This window comes from Marivirga atlantica (genome assembly GCF_016734805.1).
GTDB classification, from domain to species: Bacteria; Bacteroidota; Bacteroidia; order Cytophagales; family Cyclobacteriaceae; genus Marivirga; species Marivirga atlantica.
Map to the genome: position 1 here is coordinate 331,349 of NZ_JAERQG010000001.1, position 22,187 is coordinate 353,535.

Genomic DNA, 22,187 nt, shown 5'->3' on the forward strand with positions numbered 1-22,187 from the left:
AATGGATTCAGACAACTTCAAAATAATAAATGTTTCGTCTACTTCAATTAGCATTGAGATAGTTGATCCAAGTCTTTTTGACGGACAATTTAATTTAGGCAGTTACATTAAAATTCCTTACAAAAATAATGATACAAAGTTTGTTATTGGAATAATCGAAAATTATCGCATCAAGGATACGGATAACGGTGACGAAGAAACAGAATCTAACCAGCCATCATTTGTTTTAGAAGTAAAGCTTACTGGAACATTAGAAATTGATGGATCGGTAGGCACATTTGAACGCGGAGGACATGGAATTCCACTACCACCTAATAACGGAATTGCTCTTCTCTCAGATGAGGAATTGGATAGTATTTTCGCGACAAGAATTGAAGCCAACGAACAATTTTGTTTTTCCAAACTAACCACTAATGATCTGAAAGTACCTGTAAATGGAAATAAATTTTTCAATAAGCACTTTGCTATTGTAGGCTCTACTGGTTCAGGTAAATCGCATACAGTTGCAAAGGTTTTACAAGAAGCAATTCAATCGAAGAGTAGTGGTTATAAAGGGTTAAATAATTCACATATTATAATTTTTGATATTCATGGTGAATATGAACAAGCCTTTCCACAAGCAAATATTTTAAATGCTACAAACTTAACTTTACCCTATTGGATGTTAAATGGTGATGAATTGGAACAGTTATTTTTAGATACAGGAGATCGAAATAATTATAACCAATCCTCTGTTTTACGTAAAGTAATTACCGAAAATAAAAAGAAACATAATTCTGGTATTGATAAAATACACTTTGATTCACCTTTAAATTTTGATATCCAAGAAGTTTACAACTGTCTATTCAACATTCAAACCGAAACAGTTAACTCAAAAGCATCAAATCGTTATATGATTGTTGGCGAGTGCGGTACCTATAAAAATGGTGACTCAACTAAACCAGAAGATGGCATTGAACTTATGCCTCAACAAAGAATTGAGAAATACTTTTTACAGAAGTTGCAATTCTATTCTTCAAAATCTCAAAGCGTTACTAGTGGAACTTATGCAGATGGAACTTTAGATAAATTTATCGAAAGGATAGAAAATAAACTTCAGAATTCTCGATTGGAGTTTCTATTTGGTGAAAAATCCAGGGATATTTCATTTGAAGAAACAGTCAAGCAGTTTATAGGATACGAAAACTCAAAAGAGTCAAACATAACCATTATAAATCTTGGTGGAATACCCTTTGAAGTACTCAGTATTACCGTATCGCTTATCTCAAGAATTTTATTCGATTTTGGTTTCTTTTACAGCAAGCTTCTTTCAAAAGGTCAAAAAACTGAAACTCCTATTTTGTTGCTGTATGAAGAGGCACATATTTATGTTCCAAAAAGCGACCTTTTAAAATATAGATCATCAAAATTAGCAATTGAAAGAATAGCCAAAGAAGGTCGGAAATATGGTGTAACACTTGGTATTGTAAGTCAAAGACCATCTGAAATATCTGAAACAATTTTTTCTCAGTGCAACAATTTCATATCTATGAGGCTAACTAACCCAGAAGATCAGAATTATGTAAAGCGATTGCTACCTGATACTCTTGGTAATTTAACAGAAACTCTCCCAACCCTCCAATCAGGTGAAGCCTTACTTATTGGAGAATCAATTACACTGCCTTCTTTAGTTAAGATTGACAGATGCGATCCAGAGCCAAAGTCTTCTGATATAGAATATTTTGAAATCTGGAAAGAGCAGTGGAAAAACGTTGATTTCAATAAAATCATTTCCTTATGGAAAAAATAAAAAGATTATGAGTGACCCAACTGAAAAAATTAAGTGCCCTAATTGTGGGACTTCAATAGATGTTCAAGATATTCTGGCACATCAAGTGGAAGAAAAGTTCAAGCAAGAATTCCAACTAAAAGAGGCTGAGCTATCCAAACAACGACAGGAATTTGAAGAGAAGAAAAGTAAAGAGAATGAATTATTTCAGGAAAGGCTTGAAAAACAGCTAAAAGAGCGCACAAAAGAGGCTGAAGAGAGGTTAAAACTTAAAATATTAGATGAGAATCAAGAACAGTTTAAGTCTTTACAAGAAGAGTTGAATGCAAAATCTGAACAAATAAAGGAACTCAACCGCACAAAAGCTGAAATAGAAAAACTTAAAAGGGAGAAAGAAGAACTCAAAGAGGCAGCAGAGGCTGAAGCTCAGAAACGGCTCAATGAGCAGTTAAATAGTGAGAAAGATAAAATAAGGAAGGCAGAAGAAGAAAGAAATGAATTACGCTTCAAAGAACTTCAAAAACAGCTTGAAGATCAGAAGAAGCTCACTGAAGAAATGAAGCGAAAGCAAGAGCAAGGCTCTATGCAGCTACAAGGAGAGGTTCAAGAATTGGCAATAGAAGAATGGCTTATCACTCAGTTTCCCTTAGATAGTATCGAAGAAATTAAGAAGGGGGCCCGTGGTGGAGATTGCATTCAAATAGTTAATACCAGAACCAGACAAAACTGTGGTTCTATTTATTATGAAAGTAAACGAACCAAAGACTTTCAACCTGGATGGATAGAAAAGTTTAAAGCTGACATGAGAGACAAAGGAGCTGATGTTGGTATTTTAGTAACAGAGGCAATGCCTGCTGATATGGCTAGAATGGGAATTCGAGATGGGGTTTGGATTTGTAACTATGAGGAGTTTAAAGGCCTTTGTTCTGTAATAAGAGAATCAGTAATACAACTGAGTTCTGCCTTAGCTAGTCAAGAGGGTAAAGGTGATAAAATGCATATGTTATATGATTTCCTCACAAGTAATACATTCCGAATGCAAATTGAAGCAATAGTGGAAGGTTTTTCTCAGATGAAAAATGATTTAGAAAGTGAGAAAAGATCAATGCAGAGAATATGGAAACAAAGAGAAAAGCAAATTGATAAAGTCGTTACAAATACGATTGATATGTATGGATCTATTAAAGGTATTGCCGGTAGTGCTGTTCAATCTGTTAAGGCTTTAGAACTTGGAAACGATGAAAATGAAAATATAGCGGAATAAGATTTTTATATAAATCGTCTTATTTATATCTCTTTACTTTACCAATTATTGAGTTAAAGTAAATATGAATTACATAGTAAAGCCTCTTATTAAGGTAATTTTTCCGAGCTGTTTTTATTGGGCTTATCAATAAACTTTACACTTCTTAAATCATATAGTTCTAAGTCTCCTGAGTCCATTTCGATTAATGCCTTTGTGACTGTTTCATAATTGTTCTGCATGTAGACAAACCTATGAAAGTAACCCAAATTGTCTTTACGACTAGTGTATTTGACAATAACTCTTCTTAAATGCCCCATTAGTTAATACGATTTGCAAATTAAATATAATAATAATTCAATAATTCCGCACAAATAGTCTGTGTTATGGACTTTTCTGAGAATCTACTTTTACCATGTGGATTTAAGTAAAAAGATAGGTCAAAGAATAATAGAATTGAGGAAATCCAAAGGCCTCAGTCAAGAACAATTAGCTGCTCTGGCAGAGGTCCATGAAGATTATATAGGAAAGATAGAAAGAGGAGAGCGCACCCCCTCAATTAAAAAAATATTTACTTTAACAGTAGCTCTTGAGATCACTCTCGAAGAGTTTTTTAAACCATTTAATCAATAACACCTTATAAATAAAAAAGGATGATCTCTCATCCTTTATGTTATTAGTTTACATTTGTCCAAACTTTATTAACATTGTCCAAACTTTATTATTTTTGTCCAGACTTTATTAACAAGCCCCATGACTATTACCGACAGCTAATTTTTATTCTACTGTAACTGATTTAGCAAGATTCCTCGGCTGATCAACATTGGTTCCCCTCATAACAGCAATATGATATGATAATAATTGAAGCGGAATTGTTGCTACCATTGGCATAAGCGCCTCATGAGTTCCTGGTACCTCAATAGTATGGTCAACCATTCCCGGAATTAATGAATCCCCCTCAGAAACAATTGCAATTACTTTACCTTTTCTTGCTTTAACTTCCTGAATATTAGAAACGATTTTATCGTATGAACTATCTCTAGTTGCTATAAATACCACTGGCATTTCCTCATCGATTAAGGCTATTGGCCCATGCTTCATCTCTGCAGCCGGGTAACCCTCCGCATGGATATAAGAAATTTCTTTGAGTTTTAATGCACCCTCAAGTGCAACCGGGAAGTTATACCCTCTCCCTAGATATAGGAAATTTCGAGCATCCTTGAAAAGTGCAGCTATTTTTTCAACCTGCTTATCTGTTTCAAGAGCCTTGGCCACCTTGTTTGGAATATTCTCAAGATCAACTAATATTTCTCTATAGCGTTGCTCTGCAAGCGTTCCTTTGCGATGTGCAACTCTCAAAGCAATCATAGTCAACACAGTTAACTGAGCGGTGAAAGCTTTAGTACTTGCCACTCCTATTTCAGGTCCAGCGTGTGTATAAACTCCTTCATGAGATACTCTCGAAATTGATGACCCAACCACATTACAAACACCAAGCACAACTGCTCCTTTGGATTTTGCCAGCTCCATGGCTGCTAATGTATCAGCCGTTTCACCGGATTGAGATATTGCAAACATGATATCCCCCTCCTTAATTACTGGGTTTCGATATCTAAATTCAGAAGCGTATTCTACTTCAACAGGTATTCGGCAGAATTCTTCAAAAATATACTCAGCTACTAACCCTGCATGCCACGAGGTACCACAAGCAACAATGACAATACGTTCAGCATTTATCAAAGCATTAGAATATTCTCTAATACCTCCAAGCACTAATTTACCATCATTGGCTTTTAAACGTCCTCTGAAGCAATCTTTAATGGACTTAGGCTGCTCGTAAATTTCCTTCAACATAAAATGCTCAAATCCACCCTTTTCAATAGCCTCTAATTCAAGATCAACTTTTTGAATATAAGGAGTCATTTTAACATCCTTTGTGTCTCGTACCGACACTTTCCCGTCTTTAATTAAAGCTATTTCGTAATCATTAACATAGATTACTTCATTGGTATATTCTACTATAGGAGTAGCATCTGAAGCTAAAAAGAATTCATCTTTACCAACCCCGATTACTAAAGGACTGCCCTTTCTGGCAGCTATTAATTGTTCAGGGTTATCCTTTGACATGATAACTATGGCATAAGCTCCTACAACTTTTGTTAAAGCCAACCTTACAGCTTCTTCTAAGCTTACGTCTTTGCTGTTTTTATAGATATCCTCAATGAAATTGATAAAAACCTCTGAATCAGTCTCACTTTTAAAAGTATAGCCCTTATTAGTGAGCTCTTCCTTTAAAGAAGAATAATTCTCGATAATGCCATTGTGAATTATAGCAAGGTTACCGCTTTCTGAGAAATGAGGATGCGCATTAACATCATTAGGCTCGCCATGTGTTGCCCACCTTGTATGACCAATTCCTATAGTACTTGAAAGATTCTCACCTTCGAGGTGCTTTTCAAGCTCTGAAACCTTGCCCTGCTTCTTATAAATATTAAGATCACCATTCATAAGTGCTATTCCTGCACTGTCGTAACCTCTATATTCAAGTCTTTTTAGTCCTTTTATAATAACATCTGAGGCTTGTCTATGCCCGATGTATGCTACTATTCCACACATAATTTAATTTTCAAAAGTGGTGTAATATATTCTCAACTTAATATCGTCAGAATTGATTAAAAAGTTGTTATAATTTCCAATTGTAAAAGTTGCTCTCGGGTCAAAAGGTTCTGAGTTCCTATTTATAAATTGCCCATTTAAAAGAATCGACCTTTCTTCATCCCAAAAATCTCTGTTATCAAATACTTCTTGAAGAAAAAGACTCACATCTCCTGATATTATAGATTCATCTTCTCTGTAGTTTAGGGCTAATAAATTTGAAGCAGCCGACTGATTTGACACTCCCCCAGTTGATGAAAAATTTCTTTGTATACCCCAAAAGTCTTCTCCAACTTTTTCTATTCTATCTGAATTCAGAAAGTACGGAAAAATAATTGCAGGAGGATTGGTCTGTTCAGATAGATTATCTACAGCAGACAAGTCCTTACCCAAAACTATTTCAGCTTTATCGATAATCATATAATCTAGACTATCTATAAAACTTAAATAGCTATCAATTTTAATTTTAGGATATATACCCAAAAGACTGTTGAAATAAACCTGAGAATCGTCATTCAAAGCAAAAGACCTATTTGCCGAATAATTAGAAGGCATAATACCTTTTGGAGTAAAATCAGCATTAGTAAAACTTGAAGAAATAATGTTTAACCTTAAAGTATCACTAAGGGCTTCATCCGGGTCTTTAAAAGCTACTTCAATATAACTTTGTGCAGTTGAAATATCAAATCCCTCTATTGCATTCACACTATTCTCCAATTGAATTTTTATTCCATTCAGAGCATTTCTAAGCTCATCGCTGTCAAAAGATTCATCTGAAATATATTTAATCAACTCCAAGCCATAGGATCTTTTTAGAGGTATGGCTAAACTGTCCGGATCTTCATTTGCCAAAAAGTATTCAGGATCAATCACTTTACTATTAGGTAAGCTTACCAATTCAGAAGAGGCTATTGTGTCACTTAATTTATAATGAAGAGCACCAGCTAAGATATTATCACTAAGCTTGAACACATTGAATTCTTGAAGTTCAGTAAATTCTGTTCCATAGAGATAAGATGTGCGTAAAATTAACTTTATGTCTAATAATTCCGCATCAGGGGTTATGCTGTCCCGTGAAAACCCGGCCTGCAAACTTAGTCCCGCATACGCCTCTAAAGACGCATCCCCTATTTGATCATCAAAATTGTGACCAACATATATAATTCCATCAGCACCGTTTATATTATTGGAACTGACAATTGAAGTATCAAATGCCGCCTGACTAGCTTCTAAAGGAAGCTCAATATACTTTAGATTAGTATTATTATCATTCGGAACCAGCTTGCTTGATGGTGCTTCAAGGGGCTCCTCACATGATGCGAAAAATAGGGCCAGCAGAATAGCCAGCCCAGAAAATTTAAATGGCTTATCCAGCCAACTCGTTATATAAGTTGAAATAAGATTCAGTAAATCCGTCTCCCTTTTCAATAGTATCGATTTTTTTGTCTTTCTCAATTGTTGAGAATAGTTCATCCAAATTGTCTTTAAATTCATCCTCTGCTTTAATTACTGCATCTGCATATTCGGCTCCAATCTTTATGAAACCATTATAATCTGCCGATTCTAAGTTAGACAACATGCTATCTTCAATGTCCAGCATTTTTACCTTGTCTAGCAAATCGGTCCCAAATTTATGAGAGAATTCTGTATTATACACAGTAAATACAGATTTTGCATCTTTAAATATTGGATCGTTCTTATAAGTGGTTTTAAGGTACATTGGAATTAAGCTCGTCATCCAGTCGTTACAATGCACAACGTCAGGAGCCCAACCTAATTTTTTCACCGTTTCTAACGCACCTTTACAGAAGAAAATTGCTCTTTCATCATTGTCAGGGTAAAAATTATTTTCCTTATCATGGAAAACTGATTTACGCTGAAAATAATCTTCATTGTCGATAAAATAAACTTGAAGTTTAGCATTTGGTATAGAAGCCACTTTAATAATCAATGGTTTCTCTTCTTCACCAACTGCTATATTAATACCTGATAACCTAACTACTTCATGTAAGCGGTTTTTTCTTTCATTTATCAGGCCGAAACGTGGCACCAAGATTCTGATTTCCATTCCCTTTTCCTGCATAGCTTGAGGCAATTTTCTAACAAAGTCAGCTACTGCCGAAGTCTTTAAAAAAGGGTTAATTTCATTGGCTACGTAAAGAATTCGAAGGTTAGACATATAGTATTAAGATTTGATTAATTCACAAACGAAGCACAAAAATACAAAAAAAAATCCTATTTACATTAAAAAAGCTAGTAAAAAGCTAGTTTTGTTCTGATAATTTATAAATTAGCACATTTTTCATGTTGGTAAGCGATAATATTTCAAATATTCAAAAGGTTCTTTCTAAACACAAAAGAGCCAACAAAACAGTAGGTTTTGTACCTACAATGGGTGCATTACATCAGGGTCATTTAAGTTTAATAAAAGCAGCTAAAGAAAAATGTGACATTGTAGTAGTAAGCATTTATGTTAATCCAACCCAGTTTAACAATGCTGATGATTTGAGCGCCTACCCAAGAACGTTAAAAGAAGATATTGAAAAAATAACGCCTTTTGATGTAGATGTACTCTTTACTCCATCGGATGAAATCATGTATGCTTCTAAAAGTAGCATCAATATTAATTTTGGAGATTTAGAAAATGTAATGGAAGGCTCATTCAGGCCAGGGCATTTCAGCGGTGTTGGAATTATCGTCACCAAACTCTTTAATATAGTTAATCCTGATTTCGCCTTTTTTGGCCAGAAGGATTTTCAGCAGTTAACCATTATTCGAAAAATGGTTAATGAGTTTCTATTTCCTATAGAAATAATTGCCGTTCCAATAGAAAGGGAACCTCATGGTCTTGCGATGTCATCAAGAAATGAAAGGCTGAGCAAAGAAGATAGGCAAGAAGCGAGCATATTTTATAACACCCTCAACAGGGTTAAGGAATTGATTCTAAATAATGATAACGTCAGCAGCTCAACCATTTTAAAAGAAACAGAATCAATTTTTGAAAAATCTACGGCAAAATTAGAATATTTAGAAATTGTTTCTGATACAGATTTAAAGCCCAAATCATCGAACTACAAAGCAAAAGATACAGTTCTATGTATTGCAGGCTACATAGGAAATGTGAGATTAATAGATAACATGTATTTAATTTCATAACTTTGCAGCCGAATTGATGAGCACGTTATGTTAATTGAGGTTTGTAAGTCTAAAATACACAGAGTAAAGATCACACAGGCAGAGCTTCATTATGTGGGAAGTATCACCATAGATGAAGATTTAATGGATGCCGCCAACCTAATTGAAAATGAAAAAGTACAGGTTGTAAATGTGAATAATGGAGAGCGCCTGGAAACTTATGTTATTAAGGGTGAGCGAGGAAGCGGTATGATTTGTATGAACGGACCTGCCGCTAGAAGAGCCCAGGTGGGTGATGTTATTATAATTATTAGTTACGCTCAAATGGATTTTGAAGAGGCGAAGCAATTCAAACCATCTTTGATATTTCCTGATCAGCACAATAAACTTAACTAAGCTTGAGAAAGAGCATTCAATCCTTTCTGAAGTACACCATCTCATTAGCTGTGGCTGTACTTCTCTTTTGGTACCTATATAAAGATCTCGATTTTGCTGAGATGGTTGCGCGATTTAAGCAAGTTGATCTAACATGGGTTTATCTATCAATTGGTTTATCGTTCTTGAGTCATTTTGTTCGTGCTTACAGATGGAATTTGTTGCTTGAACCACTTGGATATGACTTAAAATCCGGCAGAACATTTTTAGCTGTTATGGTTGGTTACCTGGCCAATTTTATTGTACCAAGAATGGGCGAAATCAGTCGGTGTGGTATCTTACAAAAAACAGATAATGTGCCTATTAGCACTGGTATAGGAAGCGTTGTTACAGAACGAATAATTGATGTGTTATGCTTATTAGTAGTCATACTCATAACATTAAGCCTTGAGTTTGACATGCTAAGTGAGTTTTTCTTGAGTTTAATAAGCCAAAAAACAGAAGGCTTGAGCCCTAACAACACAATTTGGTTTGTACTCTTATTTATAATGATTGTTATTGGCGCTACCTATTTCCTTATTAAAAGGAATAGCGCAAAGCTCAAACAAAATGCCTTATTTAATAAAGTAGCTAATTTCTTAAGACAGTTGGTTGAAGGTGTTCTTTCAATCAGAAAATTGAAGAAAGGTCCACAGTTTATAGCGAGTACAATATTTATGTGGATACTCTATTATTTGATGACCTATGTAGTAATCTTTAGCCTTGAAGAAACTGCCAGACTAAGTATTACTGCCGGGTTTACAATGCTAGTTTTAGGCGGAATAGGTATGGCAACTCCAGTGCAAGGAGGTATTGGCGCATTCCATTATTTAATGAGTGCAGGCCTGCTACTCTATGGAATCCCTGAAAATGATGGGATATTTTTCGCACTGCTTCTTCATACTACCAATTCTGTGGCAATTATGGTTCTAGGGTTAATTTCCTTTTTTATTAGTATGGTTATTCCAAAGAGAAAATCAGGAGAGATATATGCCAACGCACACTAAAATTGTAAATCAGGAACAACTACTGAATGTCATTAAAGAGTGGAAAAATGCTGGCCATAAAGTGGTATTTACCAATGGCTGTTTCGACATACTTCATTTGGGCCATGTAGACTATCTCGAAAAGGCAGCTGAAAAAGGAGATAAGCTTATTATTGCAGTTAACACCGATCTATCAGTTAAAAAGCTAAAGGGCGAAAATAGGCCAGTAAACAATGAGATAGCTCGAGCCAGATTATTGGCCGCTCTGGAATTCGTTGATGCAGTTACATTTTTTTCTGATGATACACCCTATAATTTAATAAAAGCCTTACAACCAGATATTTTAGTAAAAGGCAGCGACTATAATATAAGCAACATTGTTGGTGCAGACATCGTAATGCAAAATGGCGGAAAAGTTGAAACTATTGACTTAGTGGAAGGCTATTCAACCACTCAAATTATTAATCAAATAAAAAAATAGATAAATGTTAATCATCATTTTTATTGGATTCGCTATTGCCAGTTTTGCAGTACAGTCCAGATTGAAAAGCAAGTTTAAGAAGTACTCTAAAGTTGCCCTTAACTCACAAATTTCAGGAAAAGAGGCCGCAGAAAAAATGTTGAAAGATAACGGTATTTATGATGTAGAAGTAATGTCTGTTCAGGGTCAATTAACTGATCATTACAATCCGTCAAACAAAACTGTTAATTTAAGCAGAGATGTATATGAAGGTAGATCAGCAGCCGCTGTTGCCGTTGCTGCACATGAGGTTGGCCACGCTGTACAACATGCTAAAGCTTATAGCTGGCTCGAAATGAGATCTGCCTTAGTTCCCTTGCAAAATGTTAGTGCAAGAATTATCAATATTGTTTTCATTGCTATGTTTGCAGGAGCCTTCTTGCTTCCACAATTAATTAATTTCCAATTGGCGTTGATGGTAATAATAGGCTGCTATACCATTTTCACTTTATTTGCTCTAATCACATTGCCGGTTGAATTTGACGCTAGCAAAAGAGGTCTTGCATGGATGACAACATCAGGCATTGCTACTAACCAAGAACACGACATGGCCAAAGATGCTTTAAAGTGGGCTGCCATGACATATGTTGTTGCTGCTTTGGCTTCATTAGTAACATTACTTTACTACGTTATGCTCTTTATGGGCGGTGATGATTAATGGATTTTTGCTATATTTGGCAAACATTTTATAAACCAAAAGAGGAACATCCTGTTGCTCTTTTAAAAATAAAAAACCTTTAAAAAGAATGAATTTTCAACTCACAGAAGAACAATTAGCTGTTCAGGCTGCCGCAAGAGATTTTGCTCAAAACGACTTGTTGCCTGGCGTTATAGAAAGAGACACTAAAGAAATATTCCCTGCCGAGCAAGTGAAAAAAATGGGCGAGTTAGGCTTTATGGGAATGATGGTTAATCCTAAATACAATGGCGGAGGCATGGATACTGTTTCTTATGTTTTAGCCATGGAAGAGATTTCTAAAATTGATGCCTCTGCTTCTGTTTGTATGTCGGTAAACAACTCTTTGGTATGCTGGGGACTTGATAAATATGGTTCCGAAGAGCAAAAAGAAAAATATCTTAAGCCTTTAGCAACAGGAGAAAAAATAGGAGCCTTCTGCCTTTCAGAGCCTGAGGCTGGTTCGGATGCTACTTCGCAAAGAACTACTGCTGAAGATAAAGGTGATCACTATCTTATTAATGGTACCAAAAATTGGATCACAAACGGAAATAGTGCTTCAGTTTACTTAGTAATTGCTCATACTGATAAAGACAAAGGCCATAAAGGTATTAATGCCTTCATTGTTGAAAAAGGTATGGAAGGTTTTGAAGTTGGTAAGAAAGAGGAGAAAATGGGAATCAGAGGTTCTGATACGCACTCTTTAATGTTTACTGATGTTAAAGTACCTAAAGAAAACAGAATTGGAGAAGATGGTTTCGGTTTTAATTTTGCTATGGCTACTTTAAACGGAGGTAGAATAGGGATCGCAGCGCAAGCTTTGGGTATTGCATCTGGAGCATATGAGCTTGCATTAAAATATTCAAAAGAGAGAAAAGCCTTTGGTAAAGAAATTAACAAACATCAAGCTATTGCATTCAAATTAGCTGATATGGCTACCAATATTGAAGCGGCAAGAATGCTTTGTTTAAAAGCTGCATGGTTGAAAGATCAAGGTCAAGATTTCTCTCAAGCCAGCGCAATGGCTAAGCTATATGCTTCCCAAGTTGCAATGGATGTTACGGTTGAAGCTGTTCAGGTTCATGGCGGTTATGGTTACGTTAAAGAGTACCATGTTGAAAGACTCATGCGCGATGCCAAAATAACACAAATATATGAAGGTACTTCTGAGATACAGAAAGTGGTAATCTCCCGAGGTATTCTAAAATAATCACTTTAAAAAGTTCGTTGAAACGCATAACCTTACATCAAACGTAGGGTTGTGCGTTTTTTATTTTGTTTGAAATTAAGCTATAACTTATTAGATTTGTACAATTCAAATTAAAATAATTTTTACTTTTTAAAGTTAATCCATTCATAAACTTAGAAAATGGAAGATTATAATAAAATCATTGAGTCTCTGGGCGTTAAGTTTGTTAAAGCCAAGAGCATAAAAATATTGAAGCCAGTAACAGTCACTAACCTTTATGAGGTAGAGAATAAGCTATTGCTGGTCAACAAGGGAGAAATACTAGTAGGGGAGGAAAAACTCTTAGTTAAAGAGGGTGAATTTGCTTTTATTCCTGGTGGAAAATCACATCAGATTACTTACGGAAGAGGTAGTCAAATTGAAAAGGTTACTAACGACAATTTCATCACCAACAAATCGGAATATTTCAACTCTATCAACTACGATGAGCTTTTGAGTGAAGGTGGTGATAGTTTTAGTTATATTTCTTTTGAAGCAAAGGTTTTCGATTCTGTTAACTTCTTTTCGTCATTAGACATCCCTCCATTCAACTTTACTAACAGTACTATTAAGTCTATACATGATGGTATTTTTAGAGAAACCAGAATGGACGAGCCAGGTGCCGATAGGATGATTAAGGTCTCTACTGAATTATTATTAATTGAGCTGTTCAGACACATAGTAAGAAACAAACTTTTTGTTGAACAGCTTGCTACTAATAGTACCTATTTTAAAGATCCTCGATTAATAGATATCTTCAATTATATAAATGAGCACCTTGGTGGCGATTTGTCTAATAAGAAGCTTGCTGAGGTTGCTAACGTTTCTGAAGATTATGTTGGTCAATATTTTAAGATGCTTACAGGCATTAATCCTCAGGATTATATTGAGTATCAGCGTATGGAAGAAGCTGTTACATTATTGAGAACCAGCAAGAAAAGCATTAGGGACATTGGTCAGGAAGTGGGTTATAAAGACACAGCTTATTTCTGTAGAAGATTCAAGATGATGTTCGGAATACCTGCCGGTAAAATGAGAAGAAGAGAGTCTTTAATGAATGTTTAATTGACTATTCAACTGACTTTTTGCTTCCGTTAATGCAATAAGCAAATCAGGAGATTTTTCAATTGCATTGCCAACAACAACTACATCAGCGCCTGCTTTCCAGGCGCTTTTTGCTTTTTGTACATTATCAATTCCTCCACCAACTATTAAGGGTATATCAATAGCTCGCTTTACAGAAGCAATCATTTTCTCTGAAATAGCTTGTTTTGCCCCACTTCCGGCATCCATGTAAATAAGCTTTTGCCCCAGCAACTCACTTGCAATGGCTGTACTCATGGCTATATCTACCTTATCATGCGGTATAGGAGTTGTATTGCTCATATAAGATACCGAAGTACTTCTGCCTCCATCAATTAGCATGTAACCCGTTGATAGCACTTCAATATTGCTCCTTTTGAGTATAGGAGCCGACAATACATGTTGGCCTATAAGTAAATCCGGGTTACGGCCTGAAACGAGGGAAAGATAGAGAATAGCATCGGCCTGCAAGTCTATGTATTGATTATTGCCAGGAAATAGAATAACAGGTATATCTGTTTGCGACTTTATAAAAGAAATACAAGCGCCAAGGGCATTACCAACAATAAGGCTACCCCCTACTAAAAAGAAATCGACTTTGTTTTCAATAGCAACATGTATAAGCTTCTTAAGATCCGGGATTTCGTCAACCTTATCAGGGTCAATCAATAAAGCAAAATATTTAGTCTGCTCGCTAAGTCCTTCCTTAAGCTGCTCCTGTATCTGACTCTTCTTCATGCTGATTGTTTTGGCTTAAGTTTCTAAGTAATTCATAAATTTTGGCTTTCGCAAGATCAATAAGAATGGTGCTCACCTCAGCTTTCAACTCATCTAACAAACTATTAGAATGCTTACTTTCCCTTATAATTATTTTATCAGAAAGATCGGATTTATGGTCATCGGACACATTTTCGTAGGCCTTCTTTTTCTTTCGTTTACCACCAGCCACTAGCTTTACCAATTGATAAGCTACAAAAACTCCTCCTGCCACTATCAGAGCTTGCTTACCAACATCAATTGCCTTTTCTGACAACTCAGCAAACTGCTCTGTAAGCTCATCCTCATAAACTTTGCTTCTCTCTCTAAGGCTACTATTATTATCCATAAATATAATTTTCTTCGATTGTTCTATTTCCTCTTTTTTACCTGATCGTAAAAATTCTTGTTATAAGCTTTATTATCCTTTATAAGAAAAAGGAAAATGGCCAGTAAAAAGTATACTCCGGTTAAAATACCGAAACCAGCTATATAACTATCCATTAGTTGCGATAAATAAATCCCTAATGTGATACTTCCAAAAAGCACGAAAAGAAAGACTGCAAAGAAAGCCAGTAACAACGGTATAGCCTTAGCCATAGTCAAGGCCACTTTTTCTTCAATTTCTTCTTTAATCAAAGCAACCCTGGTTTCAATTAAGCCTTGAACACTATTAATTATCTTTTCTATACCCAATATTTCTAGAAGTTTATTTTTCATCACGAAGGATAATATTTATCAAGTTCTAATTTATTGAAAAATTACCGTATGTTAAATTAACGCTTTAATATTTACAACTATGCAGATTATTGCCGACAGTGGCGGAACCAAAACAGACTGGCGTTTTATTTACCATAATGGTAAAATTGAACAGCAAACAACTTCAGGACTAAATCCTAATTACATATCAAACTCAGAAATGGGCCATATGTTAACAAAAGAACTTCAAATAGGAAATGATGAAACAATAGACAGGGTGCATTTTTATGGAGCTGGCTGCAGTAATCCAAAAAATGCCGAAAGAATTAAAAATGCCCTATCGGATAGACTAAACCTCAACACATCTTTGGTTGATGTCAATCATGATTTGTTAGCAGCTGCAAGAGCAAGCGCGGCAGATCAAGCCGGTATTATATGTATTTTGGGTACAGGATCTAATGCGTGCCGTTACGATGGTAATGGTATTGTAGAAGAAATGGTAAACCTCGGATATATTCTAGGAGATGAAGTAAGCGGAGCATATTTGGGCAAACAAATATTGAAGGCCTATTTAGAGCACGAACTACCCCATGACCTTCAAAACAGTTTTAAAGAAAAATTTCCAGAAATTAATCGGCATACGGTTGTAGAAATACTCTATACTAAAGCTAAACCTAATACTTTTTTGGCTTCATTCTTTAGTTTCATTTTCGAGCATCAGAGTCATCCATTTTGTTTAAACCTTTTGATTGATTCCTTCCAGCTGTTTTTGGAGAAATCGGTTTTCAAATTTGAAAAGCATAAAGAATTGCCGATCCACTTTATTGGTGGCGTGGCCTATAGTGTGAATAATATCTTAAGAAAGGTATTAGAAAAAAATAAGCTTAATACAGGATTAATTATGCAAAGCCCCATTGCCGGCTTAACTTTATACCATCAGAAGCATTTTTAACATGAGCATTACTGAGTCAGAATCATATCACAAAGATCTGGAAAAGCAAACCGTTGGAGATTTGCTTAAGGGCATTAACCAAGAAGATAAATCTGTTGCTGATGCTGTTGAAGCATCACTTCCCCAAATAGAACAGCTCACTATAGCAACAGTGAATAGAATGAAATTAGGCGGAAGGCTTTTTTATATTGGTGCCGGAACAAGTGGAAGGTTAGGCATTTTAGATGCTTCTGAGTGCCCTCCAACCTTCGGAGTTGATCATAACACTGTAATTGGTATCATTGCTGGTGGTGATAGCGCCATACGCAAAGCTGTGGAATTTGCTGAAGACAATGAGCAGCAAGCCTGGGAAGATTTGAAGGCTTTTGACATAACCTCCAAGGATGTACTTATTGGCATTGCCGCTTCCGGAACCACCCCATATGTAATTGGGGGCATCAAGAAAGCTAAAGAAGAAGGTATTTTAACAGGCTGTATCTGTTGTAATCCGGGTTCGCCATTAGCAAGTGCATGTGAGTGCCCTGTCGAAGTTGTAGTGGGGCCAGAGTTTGTTACAGGCAGTACAAGAATGAAAGCCGGTACGGCTCAAAAAATGGTGCTTAATATGATTAGCACCACTGTAATGATCCAGCTAGGGAAGGTAGAAGGAAATAGAATGGTTGACATGCAGCTTAGCAACGACAAATTAGTAGCTCGAGGTACAAAAATGATTCAAGATGCCTTAAATATTGAAACTTCTGAAGCTCATGAGCTGTTGCTGCAACATGGCTCCGTAAGACAAGCTATTACCAATTACAAAAAGAAATAAATGCATCACATTGAGCCTTATTACAGCTGGCTAAAATATTATGATTCATCGGACGATGAGCTTTCACCCTTTCACGGCAAGGACTACAATTACGAGTTATATACTGATACCATTTATGGTTACTATATCGATCCTGCCTGGGATGCAATAGGTTCCGAAACACTTTACATTAAAATCCTATACGCTCATTATGATGAAGGCTTTGCTATAATAGAGCTAATAGGCGAATGGAATGACGCCCTCCACAATGACATCATGCATCTCAAGAGAAATATTCTTGAACATATGATGCTACAAGGCATTGATAAATTTATATTACTGGGTGAAAATATTCTGAACTTTCATGGGTCAGACGACAGCTATTATGAAGAGTGGTTTGATGACGTTGAAGATGGATGGATTGTGGGGCTAAACTTCAGAGATTTTGTAACTGAAGAGATGCAACAATTCAATATTGATTCATACATAAACTTTGGCGGCCAGTTCGATACTATGGACTGGAGAACCTTTAAGCCAAAAACGCTATATGCCAAAGTTGCTACACAAATGCAAAGAAGGTTAGGCTTTTAATTAATACTCTAAAGGCTGAACTATGGCAAGTTTATGCACTAAATAGTGCTTTCCTGATTTAAGCTCTTTACATCTGACCCTTGTTCTTCTACTCTCAATACTTTGGAATTCCTTCTTTTCCAGACTGAAGCGAGCTCCTATAGTTAACTGATTTAATGGGACTCCTTTTTGATCAGACTTATCATATTTAGAAAGTGTCTGAGCCAGCGCAATATCACTTTGGGAAGAGGCTTTTGGGTTTCTCATATGCTTGGTTAATTGACCTCTTAATGGCTCAGGGAAAATACCAGCTTCTAAAAATGGTTTCATTAAGTGCTGAAACTCTTTTTTCCATTCAGGACCATGTGGCAACACTCTATTCTTGAATTTATCATAAACCCTATGATGTGCTACTTCATGAATAAAGGTGAGCAGAAACGAATAAGGATTAAGGTTGTTATTGACAGTAATTACAGGCAGTTCGTCATTTCCCTTAGCTCTAAAGTCACCCAATTTAGTTTGTCTTGAATTACTGATTATGAACCTAAAAGGCGCCTCTTCCCATAGCTCGTAACACATTGGCACTGCTTGTTCAGGTACAAAGCGAGCTATCCTTTCATAAATTTTGGTTTGATAATAATCCACTGGCTAAAAAAACTCCTTGTGAACGCAAATTGCGTATTAATCTTTAAAAAACTGGTCTTAATCGATACTTACAAAGACTAAAGCACTTGTAAAATTACAATTAAAGCCTTACATTCAATACCTTTTCGGGAAAAGGAAGTAGTATGTTTCCTGAAAATATAACAATAAAATAACAGCCTTTTTGCTGTTGTAAGATTTCACTATTTTAATATCAATCTTAAAAACAGGAGAAACCCATATGATACAGATCATTCCATCAATAGCCATTAAAGACGGAAAAATCATTCGTGTTGAAGGAGCAAAGATATCAGAAGCAAAGATTTATGATGAAAGCCCGATTGATGTAGCCACTAAACTGGAAGATCACGGAATTAAAGTGGTGCACCTTGTTGATTTAGATGGTGCTCATAAAGGCTCTCCCGTGAACTACCACATTCTGGAAGCCCTCAATGGTTATACTAATTTGGAGCTTGATTTTACAGGCGGAATTAATACTGATGGAGATATTAGCAAAGCTTTTGAATACGGTGCTGACTACATAACTGCGGCTTCAGTAGCTGTTGAAAATAAAGAGCTTTTTGCCTCCTGGATTATCTCTTACGGTAGAGAGAAAATGACTTTAGGAGCCGATGCATTAAATGGAAAAATTGCCTACAAAGGCTGGATGCAAAATACCGATATCGACATTTTGGAACATATCGGCTATTTCTATGACAGAGGCTTGAAATATGTAAAAACTACCGACATCAGTAAGGAAGGCTCATTGGCCGGACCTGCATTTGATCTGTATGAGTCAATATTGAAGAAATTCCCTGAAATAAAGGTATTGGCCAGTGGTGGCGTAAGAAGTGTTGATGACATTAAACGCCTTAATGATATGGGTGTATTTGCCGTAATCTTTGGTAAGGCTTATTATGAAGGAAATATCAGCTTGAAGGATCTGGAGCAGTTTATCGTGAAGCAATAAATCAACTTTTAGCATATCATAATAAAAAACCCCGACTGAAACAGTCGGGGTTTTTTATTATTTATAAGCTACTTTTATTAGGCTTCAACAGCGGGCTTCTTCTTTCCTTTAGCTAAATCCAACACAATTGGAGTAGCTATAAAGATTGATGAGTAAGTACCAACTACAATACCCACTAATAAAGCAAAAGAGAAGCCTCTTAATACCTCACCACCAAATATGAACAATACCAATATTACCAATAAAGTAGTTAATGAAGTCATTAAGGTTCTGCTAATGGTATTATTAATAGCGGTGTTAAATGTTTGCTCGTTAGTTTCTTTAGAGCTAATACCTAAAGTTTCCCTAACTCTATCAAACACAACCACGGTATCGTTAATTGAGTAACCAATTACCGTTAAAATAGCCGCAATAAATACCTGATCTATTTCAAATGCTATTCCGAAAGCTTTGGCAATCGCAAAAGCTGATAATACAATTAAAGTATCGTGGAATAAGGCAACAACTGCTCCCAGTCCAAACTGCCATCTTCTAAACCTGATTAAGATGTAGATAAAGATTGCAATCAATGAGAAGATTACTGACTCCTGAGATGAGTTCTTAATATCATCTGCAATAGTAGCTCCAACTTTCGATGATCCACTTATGGTAAATGAATTTTCTCCCATTCTTGATTCATCCTGAACGAAGCTCATTCCTGTTGCTCCATTAATGCCGGAAATCAATGACTCCTGAACTTTTGTATCAGCTTCTGCTGATTCATCCTCTACTAAGTAAGATGTAGTAATTTTTAGGATATTATCAGCACCATAGGTTTTCACCTCAACACCTTTTCCTTCGAATGAGTCACCTAATGCCACATCAAGTTTTGAAGGTGTAACAGGCTGATCAAATCTTACTACATATGATCTACCACCTGTAAAATCAACACCCATGTTCAAGCCATTCATAGTCATTAACACAACACCAATAACAATGATGATACCTGAGCCTATATAAGCCATCTTACGCTTCGTCATAAAGTTAGCGCTAATGTTGTTCAATAAGTTTCTTGAGAATGGAGTAGCAAAAGAAATCTTGCTGTCTTCACCTTTTTTGCTCATCCATGAAACAATTACTCTGGTTATAAATACCGCTGAGAAGAATGAACATGCAATACCGATCATTAAGGTAATGGCGAAACCTTTAACAGGACCCTGACCTAACCAATATAAAATGGCACCTGTTAAGAAGGTTGTAATGTTAGCATCTACAATTGAGCTATAAGCTTTTTCGTAACCTGCTGAAATTGCTCTTAGTAATGGAACACCGCCACGCATTTCCTCACGAATACGTTCAAATATTAGTACGTTGGCATCAATGGACATACCAATTGTTAACACAATACCTGCAATACCAGGAAGTGTTAATGCCGCATTCAGCTGAGCCAAGATTCCTAAAATAAAGAAGATATTGAATACCAAAGCAATGTTGGCCACTAAACCACCTTTGGCATAATATGCTACCATAAAGATTAGCACAATCGCTAAACCAGCTACAATTGAGATAATACCTTGAGCCTGCGCTTCTTTACCTAAAGTTGGGCCAATAATAGCTTCTTCAACAATTCTTGTTGGTGCTGGTAAAGAACCTGCCTTTAGTATGTTTGCTAAATCCTTAGCTTCTTCAATGGTGAAGTTACCCTGAATGATAGACTTACCATTAGGAATTTCACTATTTACCACTGGGGCAGAATAAACGTAGTTATCAAGTACAATGGCTATTCTGTTTCCAATATTCTCTCTTGTAATTTTAGCCCACTTTCTAGCGCCATTAGGATCCATGCTCATATCTACAGCCGGCTGCCCAACATCATCGTATGTTTGACGAGCGTCATTGATCACTTCACCAGTTAACATAGCCTTATCGCCTCTTTGAGTTTTTACAACGTAAAGTTCAAGGAACTCCTGACCACCTTCTTCATCTTGCTGTGGCTTAACATCCCATACCAATCTGGTATTTCTTGGGAATAAAGCACGGATATCTTCTCTTTTAATGATCTTGTTAATAGTAGCCGTATCTTCAAGCTCATATACAAGACCATATTGGCTTCTTAATAAGCTGAACAATGGAGAAACTTCATTATTAGCTAATGAATCCAGATTTGAATCTGTAGAATCACCTTCATTTAAAGTAGAATCTGCCTCGGCAGAATCATCTCCTAATAGGTCGGCAAGGTTGCCACTTTCTTCCTGTGTGTTCTCGCTAGCAGAAGTACCTTCTGCATCAACCTCATTAGCCGCAGCTTCTTTTTGCTCTTCAACTAAAATGTCATTCGCTTGAGAAAGTGCTCCGCTTACTTCGTTAATTGGCATTACCTGCATAAACTCTAGTTTGGCAACACCCTGTAATAGTTTTCTTACTCTTTCAGGATTGTCAACACCAGGAAGCTCGATTTGAATTCTACCTGTATTTTCTAAACGCTGAATGTTTGGTTGTGAAGTACCAAATCTATCGATACGTGTTCTTAAGATTTGGAAAGATCTATCCATCGCATCATCTACTTCGCTACGGATAACTCTTAATACTTCGGTATCATCAGTTTGGAAGCTGATTTTACCCCTGTTAGCTGAATTAGCAAAAACAGAGCTCAACTTAGTATCAGGATTTATCTCTTGGAAAGCCTCATAGAATAGTTCAACATATGGCTTCTGACTTGTCTTCTGCCTTTCCTGAGCAACCTTTAAAGCCTCTTGAAAGCCTGCATCTTCATTATTTCCACTTAGACCTTTAATAATATCTACCGGAGATACCTCTAAGGTAACGTGCATACCACCTTGTAAATCAAGACCAAGATTTAATTCTAAATCCTGAACTTCTTTGTAGGTAAATTCCGCTCCAAGCAGGTTATAAACCGGCTCATTATAAACAGAATCTAAATACTGCTGTCTCTCAGAATAGTTAACATTTCCGTTAGCATCTGTTGCGTATTCAGTTGCATCTTCTTTGATGCCGTTTGATACAAAAGTGAATGACAAGTAATAAACGCAAAGTAGCGTCACAATAACTGTCATAAACACTATAAAACCCTTGTTTTTCATGTCTGTATAATTGCTTTTTAGTT

Annotated in this window: 23 protein-coding genes; 14 read left to right on the top strand and 9 right to left on the bottom strand. The window is 36.1% G+C overall.

Features of this window, described 5'->3' with window-relative positions; translation table 11 throughout:
- Position 1: 1 nt before the first annotated feature.
- On the top strand, positions 2–1,789 hold the full coding sequence (locus tag JKP34_RS01520) for an ATP-binding protein (RefSeq protein WP_201916994.1): 1,788 nt from the start codon (positions 2–4) through the stop codon (positions 1,787–1,789).
- 7 nt (positions 1,790–1,796) lie between these two features.
- On the top strand, positions 1,797–3,032 hold the full coding sequence (locus JKP34_RS01525) for a DUF2130 domain-containing protein (RefSeq protein ID WP_201916996.1): 1,236 nt from the start codon (positions 1,797–1,799) through the stop codon (positions 3,030–3,032).
- An 89-nt stretch (positions 3,033–3,121) separates the two neighbouring features.
- On the opposite strand, the gene JKP34_RS01530 is transcribed toward JKP34_RS01525, so the two are convergent.
- A complete protein-coding gene (locus JKP34_RS01530) occupies positions 3,122–3,331 on the bottom strand; it encodes a hypothetical protein (protein WP_201916997.1) in 210 nt (69 codons plus the stop codon).
- A 97-nt stretch (positions 3,332–3,428) separates the two neighbouring features.
- Here JKP34_RS01530 and JKP34_RS01535 point away from each other — a divergent pair, with 97 nt between their 5' ends.
- Complete coding sequence (locus tag JKP34_RS01535) at positions 3,429–3,644, top strand: helix-turn-helix domain-containing protein (RefSeq protein WP_201916998.1); 216 nt, start codon at positions 3,429–3,431, stop codon at positions 3,642–3,644.
- Positions 3,645–3,788: 144 nt separating this feature from the next.
- Here JKP34_RS01535 and glmS read toward each other — a convergent pair whose 3' ends face one another.
- From glmS to JKP34_RS01550, 3 genes are read right to left on the bottom strand one after another with little or no spacing between them, the layout of a single operon-like run.
- Positions 3,789–5,627 (bottom strand): glutamine--fructose-6-phosphate transaminase (isomerizing), encoded by a 1,839-nt coding sequence (glmS, locus tag JKP34_RS01540; RefSeq protein WP_201916999.1) that lies wholly within the window; start codon positions 5,625–5,627, stop codon positions 3,789–3,791.
- A 3-nt stretch (positions 5,628–5,630) separates the two neighbouring features.
- Entirely contained in the window at positions 5,631–7,094 is a 1,464-nt protein-coding gene (locus tag JKP34_RS01545; protein WP_201917000.1) for a hypothetical protein, read from the bottom strand.
- The gene (locus JKP34_RS01550; RefSeq protein WP_201917001.1) at positions 7,033–7,845 is read right to left on the bottom strand and encodes a glycogen/starch synthase; all 813 of its coding nucleotides are present in this window, start codon (positions 7,843–7,845) and stop codon (positions 7,033–7,035) included. Before JKP34_RS01550 ends, JKP34_RS01545 begins: the two co-directional genes overlap by 62 nt.
- A gap of 125 nt (positions 7,846–7,970) precedes the next feature.
- On the opposite strand from JKP34_RS01550, the gene panC reads away from it, so the two are divergent.
- The 7 genes from panC to JKP34_RS01585 all read left to right on the top strand — a co-directional run bounded on the left by panC (position 7,971) and on the right by JKP34_RS01585 (position 13,690).
- Positions 7,971–8,822 (top strand): pantoate--beta-alanine ligase, encoded by an 852-nt coding sequence (gene panC, locus JKP34_RS01555; protein WP_201917003.1) that lies wholly within the window; start codon positions 7,971–7,973, stop codon positions 8,820–8,822.
- A gap of 27 nt (positions 8,823–8,849) precedes the next feature.
- Complete coding sequence (panD, locus tag JKP34_RS01560; protein WP_201917005.1) at positions 8,850–9,197, top strand: aspartate 1-decarboxylase; 348 nt, start codon at positions 8,850–8,852, stop codon at positions 9,195–9,197.
- A gap of 2 nt (positions 9,198–9,199) precedes the next feature.
- Positions 9,200–10,222 carry a lysylphosphatidylglycerol synthase transmembrane domain-containing protein gene (locus JKP34_RS01565; protein WP_201917007.1) on the top strand — a complete coding sequence of 341 codons (1,023 nt, stop codon included), beginning with the start codon at positions 9,200–9,202 and terminating at the stop codon, positions 10,220–10,222.
- Positions 10,206–10,682, top strand: a complete 477-nt coding sequence (rfaE2, locus tag JKP34_RS01570; RefSeq protein ID WP_201917009.1) for a D-glycero-beta-D-manno-heptose 1-phosphate adenylyltransferase — start codon at positions 10,206–10,208, stop codon at positions 10,680–10,682. The genes JKP34_RS01565 and rfaE2 overlap by 17 nt, the downstream gene beginning before the upstream one ends.
- Before the next feature lie 4 nt (positions 10,683–10,686).
- Entirely contained in the window at positions 10,687–11,379 is a 693-nt protein-coding gene (locus tag JKP34_RS01575; RefSeq protein WP_201917011.1) for a zinc metallopeptidase, read from the top strand.
- 88 nt (positions 11,380–11,467) lie between these two features.
- Positions 11,468–12,607 carry an acyl-CoA dehydrogenase gene (locus JKP34_RS01580; protein WP_201917013.1) on the top strand — a complete coding sequence of 380 codons (1,140 nt, stop codon included), beginning with the start codon at positions 11,468–11,470 and terminating at the stop codon, positions 12,605–12,607.
- A gap of 159 nt (positions 12,608–12,766) precedes the next feature.
- Complete coding sequence (locus JKP34_RS01585) at positions 12,767–13,690, top strand: AraC family transcriptional regulator (RefSeq protein ID WP_201917015.1); 924 nt, start codon at positions 12,767–12,769, stop codon at positions 13,688–13,690.
- Here the strand turns inward: JKP34_RS01585 and JKP34_RS01590 are convergent.
- Genes JKP34_RS01590 through JKP34_RS01600 form a run of 3 tightly spaced genes read right to left on the bottom strand, consistent with a single transcriptional unit; the run spans position 13,676 to position 15,184 of the window.
- Complete coding sequence (locus tag JKP34_RS01590; RefSeq protein ID WP_201917017.1) at positions 13,676–14,446, bottom strand: geranylgeranylglyceryl/heptaprenylglyceryl phosphate synthase; 771 nt, start codon at positions 14,444–14,446, stop codon at positions 13,676–13,678. The genes JKP34_RS01585 and JKP34_RS01590 overlap by 15 nt on opposite strands.
- Positions 14,415–14,813 (bottom strand): hypothetical protein, encoded by a 399-nt coding sequence (locus JKP34_RS01595; protein WP_201917019.1) that lies wholly within the window; start codon positions 14,811–14,813, stop codon positions 14,415–14,417. The genes JKP34_RS01590 and JKP34_RS01595 overlap by 32 nt, the downstream gene beginning before the upstream one ends.
- 23 nt (positions 14,814–14,836) lie before the next feature.
- A complete protein-coding gene (locus tag JKP34_RS01600; RefSeq protein ID WP_201917021.1) occupies positions 14,837–15,184 on the bottom strand; it encodes a phage holin family protein in 348 nt (115 codons plus the stop codon).
- Between the two features lie 79 nt (positions 15,185–15,263).
- Here JKP34_RS01600 and JKP34_RS01605 point away from each other — a divergent pair, with 79 nt between their 5' ends.
- From JKP34_RS01605 to JKP34_RS01615, 3 genes are read left to right on the top strand one after another with little or no spacing between them, the layout of a single operon-like run.
- A complete protein-coding gene (locus JKP34_RS01605; RefSeq protein WP_201917023.1) occupies positions 15,264–16,115 on the top strand; it encodes a BadF/BadG/BcrA/BcrD ATPase family protein in 852 nt (283 codons plus the stop codon).
- Position 16,116: 1 nt separating this feature from the next.
- The gene (gene murQ / locus JKP34_RS01610; protein ID WP_201917025.1) at positions 16,117–16,923 is read left to right on the top strand and encodes an N-acetylmuramic acid 6-phosphate etherase; all 807 of its coding nucleotides are present in this window, start codon (positions 16,117–16,119) and stop codon (positions 16,921–16,923) included.
- The gene (locus JKP34_RS01615) at positions 16,924–17,493 is read left to right on the top strand and encodes a hypothetical protein (RefSeq protein WP_201917027.1); all 570 of its coding nucleotides are present in this window, start codon (positions 16,924–16,926) and stop codon (positions 17,491–17,493) included.
- Here JKP34_RS01615 and JKP34_RS01620 read toward each other — a convergent pair whose 3' ends face one another.
- Positions 17,494–18,117 carry a transcription elongation protein SprT gene (locus tag JKP34_RS01620; RefSeq protein ID WP_201917030.1) on the bottom strand — a complete coding sequence of 208 codons (624 nt, stop codon included), beginning with the start codon at positions 18,115–18,117 and terminating at the stop codon, positions 17,494–17,496.
- 238 nt (positions 18,118–18,355) lie between these two features.
- Between JKP34_RS01620 and JKP34_RS01625 the strand changes: the two genes are divergently transcribed.
- Positions 18,356–19,084 carry a 1-(5-phosphoribosyl)-5-[(5-phosphoribosylamino)methylideneamino]imidazole-4-carboxamide isomerase gene (locus JKP34_RS01625; RefSeq protein WP_201917032.1) on the top strand — a complete coding sequence of 243 codons (729 nt, stop codon included), beginning with the start codon at positions 18,356–18,358 and terminating at the stop codon, positions 19,082–19,084.
- A 77-nt stretch (positions 19,085–19,161) separates the two neighbouring features.
- On the opposite strand, the gene secDF is transcribed toward JKP34_RS01625, so the two are convergent.
- Positions 19,162–22,164 carry a protein translocase subunit SecDF gene (gene secDF, locus JKP34_RS01630; protein WP_201917034.1) on the bottom strand — a complete coding sequence of 1,001 codons (3,003 nt, stop codon included), beginning with the start codon at positions 22,162–22,164 and terminating at the stop codon, positions 19,162–19,164.
- Positions 22,165–22,187: the final 23 nt, after the last annotated feature.